The organism is Rhizobacter sp. (genome assembly GCF_032229685.1).
Lineage (GTDB): Bacteria > Pseudomonadota > Gammaproteobacteria > Burkholderiales > Burkholderiaceae_C > LMDS01.
This window is the reverse complement of the sequence record NZ_JAVTWP010000008.1, coordinates 32084-45827: the sequence shown is the minus strand read 5'-3', so window position 1 is coordinate 45827 and position 13744 is coordinate 32084. Positions and strand designations below refer to the sequence as shown.

Genomic DNA, 13744 nt, shown 5'->3' with positions numbered 1-13744 from the left:
CGATCCCTACGCCGGCATCCGGCCTGTCCGACAGACCGGCGCCCCGTCGGTGGTCAGGATGACTCCTCGTCAATCGATGGAGAGCAAGATGCCCAACGCGAGCGCCACCCTCGTCGCCCTCGAAAACCAGTTCTGGCAATCGATGGTCGACCAGGACACCGACACGGCCCTGAAGCTGCTCTGCGAACCGGCCCTCATGGTCAGCGCGCACGGCGCCATGAAATTCGACCATTCGGGTTACCGCCGGATGGCGGAGCAGGGCACGATGGTGGTCAACTCTTTCGACCTCACCGACATCGAGGTCGTGTTCCCGAACGACTCGACGGCGATTCTTTCGTACCATGTGCGGCAGGGCATGGCGCCGCGCGGCAAGGGCGCCACGACCGAGCAGCACATGAACGACACCTCGACCTGGGTCAAGACGGAAGGCGGCTGGCGCTGTGCGATTCATACCGAAACGCCGCGGGCCGCCGCCTGACCCCGAGGTGCGGCCATGAAGCTGTAGCGACCCTCACAACCTCAGGAGCGACGAATGGTCCCCAAGAACACCCTGTGCCTCTGGTACGACGGCGACGCGCTCGACGCCGCGAATTTTTATGCGAAGACCTTCCCCGACAGCGCGGTGACCGCCGTCCACCATGCGCCGGGCGACTACCCCGACGGCAAACAAGGGGCCGTGCTCACCGTCGAATTCACCGTGGCCGGCATCCCCTGCATCGGCCTGAACGGCGGACCGCACTTCAAGCACAGCGAAGCCTTTTCGTTTCAGATCGCCACCGACGACCAGGCCGAAACCGACCGCCTCTGGGACGCGATCGTCGGCAACGGCGGGCAGGAAAGCCAATGCGGCTGGTGCAAGGACCGCTGGGGCCTGTCGTGGCAGATCACGCCGCGCGCACTCACCGCGGCGTTCACCGACCCCGACCGGGTCGCTTCCAAGCGTGCATTCGAAGCGATGATGACGATGCGCAAGATCGACATCGCGAAGATCGAGGCAGCGCGGCGCGGCTGACCTCGTCGGGTGTGTCGGCGGGGCGGTGGGTCAGCCGGCGCGCTTCCACCACTCGTCGGCCAGCGCCTGCTGCAGGTGCGCGATGAAGCTGCTCACTTTCGAAGGCACCAGTTTCGGCGACGGGAACACCGCGTGGATCTCTTGAACCGGCAGCGCGAAGTCGGTCAGCAGCGCTTGCACCGCGCCCTGTTCGACCGAGTGGTACGCCACGTACCAGGGCAGGATCGCCAGCCCCATGCCGGCGCGCGCGGCCTCGAGCACCACCGAGAGGTTGTTCGAGCGCAGCGGCCCGCGCACCGGCACCGGCACCGGCTCGGCCGCGCCGGCGGGCGCGCTGAAGTGCCAGCGCTCGTCGCCCTGCACACTGCTGTAGACGAGGCAGGCGTGCTGCGCCACCTCGGCCGGCGACCGCGGCTTGCCGTGCGCCTTCAGGTAGCCGGGCGAGCCCACCAGCACCCACGGGTTCAGGCCGAGGTAGCGCGCGCCGAGCGATGAATCGGCGAGCTGGCCCATGCGGATCGCCACGTCCACACCTTGCTCCACGAGGTTCACGTAACGATCGTCGAAGCTCAGGTCGACCGTGATCTCGGGGTGCTCGCGCATGAAAGCGAGCACCAGCGGCGTGAGCACACGCCTGCCGAACGCGACCGAGGTGCTCACGCGCAGCTGGCCGCTCACCTGCGACTGCAGCAGCGAAGCCAGGTTGTCGGCCTCTTCGAGCTGGTGCTGGATCGCCTTGCATTTCTCGTAGTAGAGCGCACCGATCTCGGTCGCGCTCACGCCGCGCGTGTTGCGGTTGAGCAGGCGCGCGCCGAGCCGGGCCTCGACGGCGGCGACGTGTTTGGTGGCGGTCGGCTGCGTCACGCCCAGGTCGGCCGAAGCTTTCGAGAAGCTGCCGGTCTCGACGATGCGCACGAAGAGCTGGATGCCGGTGATGCGGTCCATGGGCGTTGTGATTCCTTTTCCCGATGATGCCTTGGCCGCCGGGCATTCCGCCCCGGAATAGCACTTATCGGCAGCTTGCGTTGCCGCGGCGGGGCCAACTGCCGATCATCCGGTGCAAGAGCAATTCAACTCCCGGAGACTCGCATGGCAAAGATGAAAGCGATCATGGCCGCCCACCTGGTCATGGAAAAAGAAGGCGTCACGCAGGCCTTCGGTGTGCCCGGCGCGGCCATCAACCCGCTCTATTCAGTGATGCGCGAGCGCGGCACCATCGCCCACGTGCTGGCGCGCCATGTGGAAGGCGCTTCGCACATGGCCGAGGGTTACACGCGGGCCAAGGCCGGCAACATCGGCGTGTGCATCGGCACCTCGGGCCCGGCCGGCACCGACATGATCACCGGGCTGTACTCGGCCATCGCCGACAGCATCCCGATCCTGTGCATCACCGGCCAGGCGCCGCGTGCGCGGCTGTACAAGGAAGACTTTCAGGCTGTCGACATCGAGTCGATCAGCAAGCCGGTGACGAAGTGGAGCACCACCGTGCGCGAGCCGGCCCAGGTGCCGCGCGCGTTCCAGCAAGCTTTTCACCTGATGCGCTCGGGCCGGCCCGGCCCGGTCTTGATCGACCTGCCCTTCGACGTGCAGATGGCCGAGATCGAGTTCGACATCGACAGCTACGAGCCGCTGCCGGTCTACAAGCCGAAAGCGACGCGCAAGCAGATCGAGAAGGCCATCGCGATGCTGCAGGCGGCCGAGCGGCCGCTGATCGTCTCGGGCGGAGGCGTGATCAACGCCGACGCGAGCGACCTGCTGCAGGAGTTCGCCGAACTCACCAACACGCCTGTGATCCCCACGCTGATGGGCTGGGGCTCGATCCCCGATGACCACCCCTTGATGGCAGGCATGTGCGGCCTGCAGACGAGCCACCGCTACGGCAACGCGACGATGCTTGCGTCGGACTTCGTGATCGGCATCGGCAACCGCTGGGCGAATCGCCACACCGGCTCGCCCGAGGTGTATTGCAAGGGCCGCACCTTCGTGCACGTCGACATCGAGCCGACACAGATCGGGCGGGTGTTCAACCCCGAACTGGGCATCGTCTCCGACGCCAAGGCCGCGCTGCAGTTGTTCGTGGAAGTGGCGCGCGAAATGAAGGCCGCTGGCAAGCTGAAAGACCGCAGCGCCTGGGTCGGCGAATGCCGCGAGCGCAAGCGCACGATGCTGCGCAAGACCAACATCGACACCGTGCCGATGAAGCCGCAGCGTGTCTACCAGTGCATGAACAACAACTTCGACCGGGGCACGACCTACGTGTCGACGATCGGCCTGAGCCAGATCGCCGGCGCGCAGTTCCTGCACGTGTTCGGCCCGCGCCAGTGGATCAACTGCGGCCAGGCCGGCCCGCTGGGTTGGACCATCCCCGCTGCTTTGGGCGTGCGTGTGGCCGACCCCACGCGCAAGATCGTGGCGCTCTCGGGCGACTACGACTTCCAGTTCATGATCGAAGAGCTGGCCGTGGGCGCGCAGTTCAAGCTGCCCTACGTGCACATGGTGGTGAACAACAGCTACCTCGGCCTGATCCGCCAGGCGCAGCGCGGCTTCAGCATGGACTACTGCGTGCAGCTCGGCTTCGACAACATCAACGCGCCGCAGATGAACGGCTACGGTGTCGACCACGAAGCGGTGGTCACCGGCCTGGGCTGCAAGTTCGTGCGAGTGCACAAGCAGCAGGAGATCGCGCCTGCGATCAAGCAGGCCGAAGCCTGGATGGCCGAGTTCAAGGTGCCGGTCGTGATCGAGGTGATGCTCGAGCGTGTGACCAACATCTCGATGGGCACCGAGATCGACGCGATCAACGAGTTCGAGGAACTGGCGACCAGCCTGGCCGACGCGCCCACCGCTGTGGGTATGCTCGACTGACCGACCCATCGCCTGAACCCACGGAGCCTGCCATGCCGCGTTTTGCCGCCAACCTCTCGATGCTCTTCACCGAAGTGCCTTTCATCGACCGCTTCGAGCGCGCAGCCCGCGCCGGTTTCACTGAGGTCGAATTCCTCTTTCCGTACGCGCACCCCATCGCGGAGCTGAAGGCCGTGCTCGCAGCCAACAAGCTGAAGGTCGTGCTGCACAACATGCCCGCCGGCGACTGGGACGCCGGCGACCGCGGCATGGCCTGCAACCCGCAACGTGTGGCCGAGTTCCGCGACGGCGTGGCGCTCGGGGTCTCGTACGCCAGCGGTCTGGGCTCGCCCAACCTGCATTGCATGGCGGGCAAGGCGCCGGCTGGCGTGCCCGAGGCGCTGCTGCGCGAAACCTTCGTCGCCAACCTGCGCTACGCCGCCGGTGAAGCGAAGAAAGCCGGGCTCAAGCTGCTGATCGAGCCGATCAACCACTACGACATTCCGGGCTACTTCATCAACCGTTCGGCGCAGGCGCTGGCGATCATCGACGACGTCGGGGCCGACAACCTCTACCTGCAATACGACATCTATCACATGCAGCGCATGGAAGGCGAACTGGCGGCGACGATCGGCAAGAACCTCGCGCGCATCGCCCACATCCAGCTCGCCGACAACCCCGGCCGCAACGAACCGGGCACGGGCGAGATCAACTACGCCTATCTGTTCGCCCACCTCGACCGCATCGGCTACACCGGTGCGATCGGCTGCGAATACAAACCGGCCGGCAACACCGAGGCCGGCCTGGGCTGGCTGGCGCAGGCGCGCAAGGGCTGAGCTTCTTCACACATCGAATACAGAGAACGACGACATGACCACTTCCCTCAAGCTCGGCTTCATCGGCCTGGGCATCATGGGCGCGCCGATGGCGGGCCACCTCATCAAGGCCGGCCACCAGCTGTTCGTGTTCACGCACGGCAAGCTCAGCCCCGAGATCGCGGCGACGAACGCCAAGGTCTGCGCCAGCGCGACGGAAGTGGCGCAGCAGGCCGACATCGTCATCATCATGGTGCCCGACACGCCCGACGTGGCGGCGGTGCTGTTCAGCGAAGGGGGTGTCGCGGCGGGTTTGTCCAAAGGCAAGACCGTCGTCGACATGAGCTCCATCTCGCCGATCGAGACCAAGGAGTTCGCGAAGAAGATCAATGCCCTGGGTTGCGACTACCTCGACGCGCCGGTCTCGGGCGGCGAAGTGGGCGCCAAGGCCGCATCGCTGACCATCATGGTCGGCGGGTCCGAAGCGGCGTTCGGGCGCGTCAAGCCGCTGTTCGAACTGATGGGCAAGAACATCACGCTGGTCGGTGGGAACGGCGACGGCCAGACCTGCAAGGTCGCGAACCAGATCATCGTGGCACTGAACATCGCGGCCGTGGGTGAAGCGTTGCTCTTCGCGTCGAAAGCCGGGGCCGACCCGGCCCGGGTGCGCACGGCGCTGATGGGCGGGTTCGCGGCTTCGCGCATTCTCGAAGTGCACGGCGAACGCATGGTCAAGCGCACTTTTGCGCCGGGCTTTCGCATCGGCCTCCATCAGAAGGATTTGAACCTCGCCCTCAGCGGCGCGCGCGCGCTCGGCGTGGCGCTGCCGCAAACCGCAGGCGCCGCCCAGCTGATGCAGGTGTGCGCGGCCAACGGCATGCAGAACCTCGACCATTCGGCGCTCGTGAAGGCGCTGGAATTGATGGCCGATCACCAGGTCATGCCCGACGCGTGAGGGCCGCTCACCGGGTCTGGATAATCGCGCCATGAGCACGATCCCTTCCCCCCACACCGACCCGCGTGGTTTCCTGAACGCACTGTACGGCGCCGCCGTCGACGAAGCGCTGCCGGGCCGCAAGACGGCGGCGTTTCTGCCGGCGCCACCGAAGGGCCGCACGATCGTCATCGGCGCCGGCAAGGCAGGCGGCTCGATGGCCGAAGCGGTCGATGCGCTGTGGCCGAAAGATGCGCCGATGTCGGGTCTGGTGGTCGCACGCTACGACTACGTGCCACCGGCCTACAAGAAGAATCCCGGCCGCATCGAAGTGGTCGAAGCCGCTCACCCGGTGCCCGACGAAGCCGGCCGCCGCGCGGCCAGGCGCATCGCCGAATTGGTGCAGGGCCTCACGAAAGACGACCTCGTGCTGTGCCTGATGTCGGGCGGCGCGTCGTCCTTGCTCGCGATGCCGGCCGAAGGTGTGTCGCTCGAAGAAAAACAGGCCATCAACAAGGCGCTGCTGAAGAGCGGCGCGGCCATCGGCGAGATGAATTGCGTGCGCAAGCACCTCTCGGCCATCAAGGGCGGGCGGCTCGCGGCCATGTGCGCACCAGCGCAGGTGGTCACGCTGCTCATCAGCGACGTGCCCGGCGACGCGCCCGAGGTGATCGGCAGCGGCCCGACCGTGCCCGACAGCACGACCTGCGCCGACGCGCTGGCGATCCTCACGCGCTACGGCATCGACATTCCTGCCGCGGCGCGCGCCGGGCTCGAGAGCGGCGCGCTCGAAACACCGAAGCCCGGCGACGCGCGCTTCAAAGGCCACCAGGTCCACATGATCGCCACGCCGCTGCAGTCGCTCGAAGCGGCGGCGCAGGTCGCGCGCGAAGCCGGCATCGCCGTGCACGTGCTCAGCGACGAGATGGAAGGCGAATCGCGCGAAGTGGGCAAGGTGCAGGCCGCGCTCGCGCGCCACGTGGCCCGCCATGGCGCGCCATTCGCCAAACCGTGCGTGATCCTGTCGGGGGGCGAAACCACCGTGACCGTCAAGAGCAAGGGCGGCCGCGGCGGCCGCGCCACCGAATTCCTGCTCGGCTGCGCGATCGCGTTGCAGGGCGAGCCCGGCGTGCACGTGCTCGCCGCCGACACCGACGGCATCGACGGTGTGGAAGACAACGCCGGCGCGATCGTCACGCCCGACACGCTGTCTCGCGCGTTGGCAAAAGGTCTGAAAGCGCAGGACTTTCTCGACCGCAACGACGCCTACAATTTCTTCAAGCCGATCGGCGACCTGGTGGTGCCGGGGCCGACCTTCACGAACGTGAACGACTTTCGGGCGGTGTTGATCGTCTGAGTACGGAGGTTCACGATGGCCGAGCGACGTGTCTGTGTGGTGACCGGTTCGTCGTCGGGCATCGGTGCCGCGGCCGTTCGCCTTTACGCCCGCCACGGCTGGAACGTGGTCATCAACTTCTCGCGTGACCCGGTGCCCGCCGAAGCGGTGGCCGCCGAGTGCCGCGCGCTCGGCGCCGAGGCGCTGTGCGTGAAGGCCGACGTGGCTTCCGACGCCGACTGCAGGCGCCTGGCCGATGAGGTCGATGCGCGTTTCGGCCGTGCCGACGTGCTCGTCAACAACGCCGGCACGACGAAGTTCGTCGGTCTGAAGGACCTCGACGGGCTCGAGGCCGAAGACTTTCACAAGATCTACGCTGTCAACGTGATCGGCGCGTACCAGATGAGCCGCGCCCTGGTTCCGCTGCTCAAGCGCCACCCAGGTGCGGGCATCGTCAACGTGTCGTCGATCGCCTCGATGATGGGCATCGGTTCGTCGATCGCCTACATGGCGAGCAAGGGCGCACTGAACGCCATGACGCTCGGCCTCGCCCGCGCGCTCGGGCCCGAGATCCGCGTCAACGCGGTCGCGCCGGGTTTTGTCGAGACGCCCTGGCTGAAAGCCGGCCTGGGTGCCGAGCGTTACGAGCAGGCGAAGCAGGGCTACAAGGCCCGCGCCGCGCTCGACGCGGTGATGACGCCCGACGACGTGGCCGAAGCCGCCTGGTGGCTCGGCGCCGGCGCCGCCAAGACGACCGGCGAAGTGTTGTTGCTCGACGCCGGGCTGCGCCTCACGCGCGGCTGAATCGGCGCGCGGCCCGTGCGGCCGTAGCGCTCTCGCATGAATCGGTGAAACAGGGAAATCCCCGAAAGACGGCCGGTTGTAAACCGATACAGTAAACCGGTACACCAAAGTGGCGATTCGCCCACTCAACACACCGGAGACACCCCATGGTTGCAAGCACCCGTCGTCGATTCGTGCAGGCCGGGTCGGCCGCTTCGTTGCTGGCGCTGGCCGGCTTTCCTGCCGTCGTGCGCTCGCAGGCGAACGTGGCGCTGCGCTTCTCGTCGTCGATGACGGCCGACGACAACGCGGCCCACTACGTCTGGTACCAGCGGCTCGAAGCCAACCTGAAAGCAGCGGTCGGCGACCGCATCAAGATCGACTACTTCCCGAACAACCAGCTCGGCAAGGAAAGCGACGTGGTGCAGCAGGTCAAGGTCGGCTCGATCGACATGATGGTGACGGGCTCGTCGATCTGGGCCACCGTGTTGCCCGAACTCGGCATGCTCGACCTCGGCTATGTGTTCGACAGCTACGCGCACGTGGCCAAGGCGATGGACGGCGCGGCCGGCAAGCAGCTGAACGACCTGCTGCAGCAGCGCACGGGCTGCAGCGTGTTGACCTGGACTTCGCACTTCGGCCCGCGCAGCGTCTACACCAAGACGCAGATCAAGTCGCTGGCCGACATCAAGGGCGTGAAGCTGCGCGTGCTGCCCACGCCGGCCTTCATCGAGACCTTCAAGATCATGGGCGCGATCCCCACGCCCATCCCGTTCGGCGAGCTCTACATGGCGGCGCAGACCGGCGTGGTCGACGGTTTCGAACACGACGCCGCCACCGTGCTGGCGAGCAAACTCAACGAGGTGACGAAGTCGTGCTGGCTCACCGAGCACCTGTTCAGCCCGATGGTCGTGGTGATCGGCAAGCGCAGCCTCGACCGCATCCCGGCCGATCTGCGCCCGGCCTTCAACAAGGCCGTGGCCGACAGCACCACGCAGCAGCGTGCCCTGGCCGGCGAAAAGGGCGCCGGCGCGATCGAGGAACTCAAGCGCAAGGGCATGAGCTTCTTCCCGATGGCGGCCGCCGACCGTGCCGCGGTGCGCAAGGAAATGGAAGCCAAGCTCTGGGCCGACTTCGCGAAGCAGTACCCGGTGACCGGGCCGCTGTTCGCCGCCATCAGCAGCGCACGCGCCTGACCCGCCGTGTCGAACGCCGCCACCTTGCCCGCCTGGGGCTTTCGCGCCGACACCGAGCCCGGCCGGTGGCTGGCGAAGCTGACGCGCACGATCGAAGTGCTCTCGGGCGTGGTGCTGGCGGTCGACGTGCTGGTGGTGTTCGCTTCGGTGATCTTCCGCTACGCCTTGCACGACCCGGTCGACTGGGCTGAAGAGGTTGCGCGTGCACTGATGCTGATGCTGGTGTTCTTCGGTGCCGCCACGGTGCTCGCGCGCAGCCAGCACGTCGGCGTCGACCTGTTCCGCCAGTTGTTGCCCGCGCCCTGGCAGCCGGCGCTGATGCAGCTCGGGCATTGGGTGATCGCCGGGGTGGCGGCGAGCCTGTGCCTGTCGTCGCTGCTGCTGCTCGTCGACACCTGGAGCCAGACCACGCCGCTCGGCCTGCCGCAATGGCTGTATGTGTTCCCGGTCGTGATCGGCAGCGCCTTCATGGCGCTGTTCGGCGTGGCGAACGCGCTCAATGCGCCGGCGCGCATCGTCGTCGCCACGCTCGTCGGTGCGGTGATCGTGCTGGCGGCCGTGTACGGCTGGAACGCGCTGATGCCCGGCCACGCCGTGCCGCGCGGCCTGCTGCTGGCGGGTGGCTTCGTCGGCTCCCTGCTGCTCGGTGTGCCGATCGGCTTCGTGCTCGCGTTCGCCGCGTTGTTGTATTTTCTGGCCGACCCTTCGCTGCCGCTGCTGATCTACTCGCAGCAGGTGATGGCCGGCAGCGACCACTTCGTGCTGCTCGCGATCCCGTTCTTCGTGCTCGCCGGCCTGTTGATGGAATCGAACGGCATGTCGTCGCGCCTGATCGAGCTGCTGCTGCGCATCTTCGGCCGCGTGCGCGGCGGGCTCGGGCTCATCACGATCACCGCCACGGCGTTCTTCTCGGGTGTGTCGGGCTCCAAGCTCGCCGACATCGCCGCGGTCGGCGGCATCGTGATGCCGGCCGTGCGCCGCACCCGGCAAGACCCGAACGAAGCCGCCGGCCTGCTGGCCTGCACCGCGGTGATGGCCGAGACCATTCCGCCGTGCATCAACATGATCATCATGGGCTTCGTCGCCAACATCTCGATCGCCGGCCTGTTCATGGCCGGCCTCGTGCCGGCGGCGGTGATGGCGCTGGCGCTCGCCGCGCTGGCCGTGATCGTCGGCAAGAAGATCAACCCCGACGAGGCTTTCGAACACCGCACGCCGATACTCAAGCTGCTCGGCGGCGCGCTGGTCGCGATCATCATGGTCGCGATGATCGGCAAGGGCGTGACCTCGGGTGTCGCCACCTCGACCGAGGTGTCGGCCTTCGCGGTGATCTACGCGCTCGTCGCCGGCAGCCTGGCGTTCCGAGAGCTGAGCGTGGCCGATCTCGGGCGCCTCTTCGTGCGCTCGGCGTCGATGGCGGGCAGCATCCTCTTCATCGTGGCCGCGGCATCGAGCCTGTCGTTCGCGCTGACGATCGAGCAGATTCCGCAGCTCGTGTCGAGCACCATGATCAACTTCGCGCACCAGTACGGCAGCACGATGTTCATCCTGCTCTCGGTGCTGCTGATGATCGTGTTCGGAGCGGTGCTCGAGGGCGCGCCGGCGCTCATCATCTTCGGCCCGCTGCTCACGCCGATCGCGCAGCAGCTCGGCGTGAACCCGCTGCACTTCGGCACCGTGATGGTCATCGCGATGGGGCTGGGCCTGTTCGCGCCGCCGATCGGCCTGGGCCTGTTCGCCACCTGCGCGATCACCGGCACGCAGGTGAAAGACGTGGCCCGGCCCATGATGAAATACCTGGCCGTGCTGCTCGTGACCCTGATCGTGCTGGTGCTGGTGCCGTCGTTCTCGATGTGGTTGCCGAACCGGCTCGGGCTCTAGCGGCAGGTTTCAGCAGGTTGCGCCAGGTTTCTCCCAGGAATTGTTCATGCCCACGATCCAGGACGTTGCGAAACACGCTGCCGTGTCGGTGAGCACGGTGTCGAACGTGATCAACGGCCGCGCCGACCGCATGCGTGCCGAAACGCTGGCGCGCGTCGAAGCCGCCATCGAGGCGCTGCAGTTCCGCCCCAGCAAGCTCGCGCAGCAGCTCAAGACCGGGCAGACACCGCTGATCGGGCTGCTCGTGCCGTCGATGACGAACCCGATGTACGGCTACATCGCGCGCGAGATCGAAACCGTGGCGCAGGAGCGCTTCGGCTACCGTTTGCTGATCGGCAGCACCTACCGCGACCCGCAGAAAGAAAGTGCCTTCTTCGAAGACCTGCTCTCGCAGGGTGTGCGCCGCGTGATCGTGATCTCTTCGCTGGCCGACGAGCGCCACTTCGAGTCGGCCGTCGAGCGTGGCATGCTGGTCGTGAGCTACGACCGCGGTGCCACGCCGGGCCGGCCGTCGCGGGTCGCCCACGTGATGCCCGACAACTTCGAGGCGGCGCGTCTGGCCACGCAGCACCTGATCGACAAGGGCCACCGCCGGCTGGCCTTCGCCACGGTGGCTGGCATGACGATGAGCCGCAGCGCGAAGATCGACGGCTTTCACGCCGCCGCCGAAGCCGCCGGCCTGCGCGCCCACGCGAAGCTGATCGACGGCGGGCCGCTCAACGAATACGGCGATTCGGTGATCGCCGAGGTGGGCCGCGCGATGGCCTGGCAGATCGCACGGGCCGCACGCCGGCCCACCGGCATCGTTGCGCTCAACGACCTGATGGCGCTCGGCCTGATGGCGGGGTTGCGCGAATCGGGCCTGCTGGTGCCGCGCGACGTGTCGATCGTCGGCGTGGACGGCCACTTTCTCGCGGGTTTGTCGAACCCCGGGCTCACGACGGTGCAACTGCCGGTGCCCGAGATGGCGCGTGCGATGGTCGAGCGCGTGATGCACCCGCAGGCCGATGCCGACAGCGGCGGCGTGTTCGCACCGACGCAGCTGGTCGAGCGCGAGTCGGTGGCGGCACCGCCGGGCGCCGCGAAATCGCGCATCGCAAAAGTCGGCTCCGAGAAGGTCGCGCCATGACGACGGTCTTCGTCAGCCACCCGACCGACAAGCTCGACCAGTACTTCGGCCCGAACGCCACGCGCGCGCTGCAGGCGATCGCCGAGGTGCGTTTCAACCCCGAGGCGCGCGACCTGTCGACGCCCGAGCTGATCGAGGCCGCGCAGGGCTGCGATGCGCTGATCGCCTACCGGCAGACGCCTGGCCCGAAAGCGCTGTTCCGCGCGTTGCCCGAACTCAATGCGTTCATCCGCTGTGCGGTCGACATCCGCACTGTCGACGTCGAGGCCGCCAGCGAATACGGCGTGCTGGTCACGCAGGCGAGCCCCGGCTACGTGCCGGCAGTGGCCGAGTGGATCGTCGCCGTGATGATCGACATGGGCCGCGGCATCAGCCTCTATGCCGAGGCCAGCCACCGCGGTCAGTCGGTCGCTCCGTTCATGGGGCGCCAATTGCGTGGCTCGACGCTCGGCGTGGTCGGCCTGGGCCACATCGGGCAATACCTGGCCGATCTGGCGCTGGCTTTCGGCATGCGCGTGCTGGCCACGACGCCGCGGCCGTTCGAGCCGCGCCACGGCGTGGAACAGGTCTCGCAAGAGGCCTTGCTCGCCGAGTCGGACTTCGTGGTCTGCCTCGCGCCGGCGAACGCCGACACCGAGAACATGTTCGATGCGAGCGCGTTCGCGGCCATGAAGCCCGGCGCGTTTTTCGTCAATGCGGCGCGCGGCGAGCTGGTCGATGAAGCGGCGCTGTTGCAGGCGCTCGACTCGGGCCGGCTCGCGGGCTGTGCACTCGACGTCGGGCGCGCGCCCGACCAGATGCCCAGCCCGGTGCTCGCGCGCCACCCGCGTGTGCTCGCCGCGCCGCACATCGGCGGGCTCACGCGGCAGGCGGTCGAACACCAGGCGCTCGAGACCGTGGCGCAACTCGCGTGCCTGCTGCGCGGCGAGATGCCGGTCGGTGCCGTGAACCCGGCGCAGGCCACGCGGCTGCGGCGCTGGGGCCACCCGTGACGCCGAACGAGACCGCGGTGCTCGCAGAGGCCTGCGACTGCCACGTCCACGTCTTCGAAGACCGCTGGCCGCTGGTGGCGAGTGCCACCTACCAACCGCCGCACGCGCCGGCTTCGGCCTACCGCAGCGAGGTGCAGCGTGCGCTCGGCGTCGGGCGGGCGATCGTCGTGCAACCGACCGGCTACGGCTTCGACAACCGCTGCACGCTGACCGCGATGCAACAACTCGGTGAGGGCGCACGCGGCGTCGCGGTCGTGCCGCCGGATGTTGCCGACGCCGAACTCGAAAGCCTGCATGCCGCCGGCGTGCGCGGCGTGCGCTTCATGATGCTGTCGGGTGGCGTGTTGCCGTGGAGCAGCCTCGAAACCCTGGCCGCGCGCGTCGCGCCACTCGGCTGGAACATCAACCTGCAACTCGACGGGCGCGAGCTGCCCTTGCACGAAGCCATGCTGAGCCGCTTGCCTTGCAGGCTCGTGATCGACCACATCGGCAAGTTTCTCGGCCCCGTCGAACTCGACGGTGATGCCGTCCATGCCTTGTGCCGCCTGCTCGATGGGGGGCGCTGCTGGATCAAGCTCTCTGCGCCTTACGAAAGCTCGCGCAGCGGCCCGCCGGCTTACGACGACGTGGCGCCGCTGGTGCGCATGCTGGCCGAGCGCTTTGCCGAGCGGGGCCTGTGGGCCAGCAACTGGCCGCACCCGAACGTCCGGCCGGCGCCCGACAACTGGGCGCTGCTCGACTGGGCGTTGCGCTGCTTCGGCAGCGAAGCCACCTGCCGGCGCATCCTCGTCGACAACCCGGCGGCGCTCTACGGCTTCTGAT

Annotated in this window: 13 protein-coding genes; 12 read left to right on the top strand and 1 reads right to left on the bottom strand. The window is 67.6% G+C overall.

The window, feature by feature from the left end:
- Positions 1 to 88 precede the first annotated feature (88 nt).
- Together AC30PD_RS03310 and AC30PD_RS03305 are read left to right on the top strand one after the other, a co-directional pair.
- On the top strand, positions 89 to 478 hold the full coding sequence (locus AC30PD_RS03310) for a nuclear transport factor 2 family protein (protein ID WP_489534218.1): 390 nt from the start codon (positions 89 to 91) through the stop codon (positions 476 to 478).
- 54 nt (positions 479 to 532) lie between these two features.
- Positions 533 to 1012, top strand: coding sequence for a VOC family protein (locus tag AC30PD_RS03305; protein WP_489534217.1), 480 nt, complete (start codon positions 533 to 535; stop codon positions 1010 to 1012).
- Positions 1013 to 1042: 30 nt separating this feature from the next.
- Here the strand turns inward: AC30PD_RS03305 and AC30PD_RS03300 are convergent, their stop codons facing one another.
- Complete coding sequence (locus AC30PD_RS03300) at positions 1043 to 1957, bottom strand: LysR family transcriptional regulator (protein WP_489534216.1); 915 nt, start codon at positions 1955 to 1957, stop codon at positions 1043 to 1045.
- 144 nt (positions 1958 to 2101) lie between these two features.
- Between AC30PD_RS03300 and gcl the strand changes: the two genes are divergently transcribed.
- From gcl to AC30PD_RS03250, 10 genes are all read left to right on the top strand, one after another.
- Positions 2102 to 3877, top strand: a complete 1776-nt coding sequence (gcl, locus tag AC30PD_RS03295) for a glyoxylate carboligase (protein ID WP_489534215.1) — start codon at positions 2102 to 2104, stop codon at positions 3875 to 3877.
- A gap of 32 nt (positions 3878 to 3909) precedes the next feature.
- Positions 3910 to 4692, top strand: coding sequence for a hydroxypyruvate isomerase (hyi, locus tag AC30PD_RS03290; protein ID WP_489534214.1), 783 nt, complete (start codon positions 3910 to 3912; stop codon positions 4690 to 4692).
- Positions 4693 to 4726: 34 nt separating this feature from the next.
- A complete protein-coding gene (glxR, locus tag AC30PD_RS03285; protein ID WP_489534213.1) occupies positions 4727 to 5626 on the top strand; it encodes a 2-hydroxy-3-oxopropionate reductase in 900 nt (299 codons plus the stop codon).
- 31 nt (positions 5627 to 5657) lie between these two features.
- Entirely contained in the window at positions 5658 to 6962 is a 1305-nt protein-coding gene (locus AC30PD_RS03280) for a glycerate kinase type-2 family protein (RefSeq protein WP_489534212.1), read from the top strand.
- A 15-nt stretch (positions 6963 to 6977) separates the two neighbouring features.
- Entirely contained in the window at positions 6978 to 7745 is a 768-nt protein-coding gene (locus AC30PD_RS03275; protein WP_489534211.1) for an SDR family NAD(P)-dependent oxidoreductase, read from the top strand.
- 146 nt (positions 7746 to 7891) lie between these two features.
- Positions 7892 to 8920: a TRAP transporter substrate-binding protein gene (locus tag AC30PD_RS03270; protein WP_489534210.1), complete on the top strand. Its 1029-nt coding sequence runs from the start codon at positions 7892 to 7894 to the stop codon at positions 8918 to 8920.
- Between the two features lie 6 nt (positions 8921 to 8926).
- On the top strand, positions 8927 to 10801 hold the full coding sequence (locus tag AC30PD_RS03265; RefSeq protein ID WP_489534209.1) for a TRAP transporter large permease: 1875 nt from the start codon (positions 8927 to 8929) through the stop codon (positions 10799 to 10801).
- Positions 10802 to 10847: 46 nt separating this feature from the next.
- Positions 10848 to 11930 carry a LacI family DNA-binding transcriptional regulator gene (locus tag AC30PD_RS03260; protein ID WP_489534208.1) on the top strand — a complete coding sequence of 361 codons (1083 nt, stop codon included), beginning with the start codon at positions 10848 to 10850 and terminating at the stop codon, positions 11928 to 11930.
- Positions 11927 to 12922, top strand: a complete 996-nt coding sequence (locus tag AC30PD_RS03255) for an NAD(P)-dependent oxidoreductase (protein WP_489534207.1) — start codon at positions 11927 to 11929, stop codon at positions 12920 to 12922. Before AC30PD_RS03260 ends, AC30PD_RS03255 begins: the two co-directional genes overlap by 4 nt.
- Complete coding sequence (locus AC30PD_RS03250) at positions 12919 to 13743, top strand: amidohydrolase family protein (RefSeq protein ID WP_489534206.1); 825 nt, start codon at positions 12919 to 12921, stop codon at positions 13741 to 13743. The genes AC30PD_RS03255 and AC30PD_RS03250 overlap by 4 nt, the downstream gene beginning before the upstream one ends.
- Position 13744 lies beyond the last annotated feature (1 nt).

Excerpts from the sequence above, each read along its gene's own strand:
- AC30PD_RS03310 (WP_489534218.1), top strand. The coding sequence starts at position 89 with ATGCCCAACGCGAGCGCCACCCTCGTCGCCCTCGAAAACCAGTTCTGG.
- AC30PD_RS03270 (WP_489534210.1), top strand. The coding sequence starts at position 7,892 with ATGGTTGCAAGCACCCGTCGTCGATTCGTGCAGGCCGGGTCGGCCGCT.
- AC30PD_RS03305 (WP_489534217.1), top strand. The coding sequence starts at position 533 with ATGGTCCCCAAGAACACCCTGTGCCTCTGGTACGACGGCGACGCGCTC.
- glxR (WP_489534213.1), top strand. The coding sequence starts at position 4,727 with ATGACCACTTCCCTCAAGCTCGGCTTCATCGGCCTGGGCATCATGGGC.
- AC30PD_RS03275 (WP_489534211.1), top strand. The coding sequence starts at position 6,978 with ATGGCCGAGCGACGTGTCTGTGTGGTGACCGGTTCGTCGTCGGGCATC.
- AC30PD_RS03260 (WP_489534208.1), top strand. The coding sequence starts at position 10,848 with ATGCCCACGATCCAGGACGTTGCGAAACACGCTGCCGTGTCGGTGAGC.
- gcl (WP_489534215.1), top strand. The coding sequence starts at position 2,102 with ATGGCAAAGATGAAAGCGATCATGGCCGCCCACCTGGTCATGGAAAAA.
- AC30PD_RS03255 (WP_489534207.1), top strand. The coding sequence starts at position 11,927 with ATGACGACGGTCTTCGTCAGCCACCCGACCGACAAGCTCGACCAGTAC.
- AC30PD_RS03300 (WP_489534216.1), bottom strand. The coding sequence starts at position 1,957 with ATGGACCGCATCACCGGCATCCAGCTCTTCGTGCGCATCGTCGAGACC.
- hyi (WP_489534214.1), top strand. The coding sequence starts at position 3,910 with ATGCCGCGTTTTGCCGCCAACCTCTCGATGCTCTTCACCGAAGTGCCT.
- AC30PD_RS03280 (WP_489534212.1), top strand. The coding sequence starts at position 5,658 with ATGAGCACGATCCCTTCCCCCCACACCGACCCGCGTGGTTTCCTGAAC.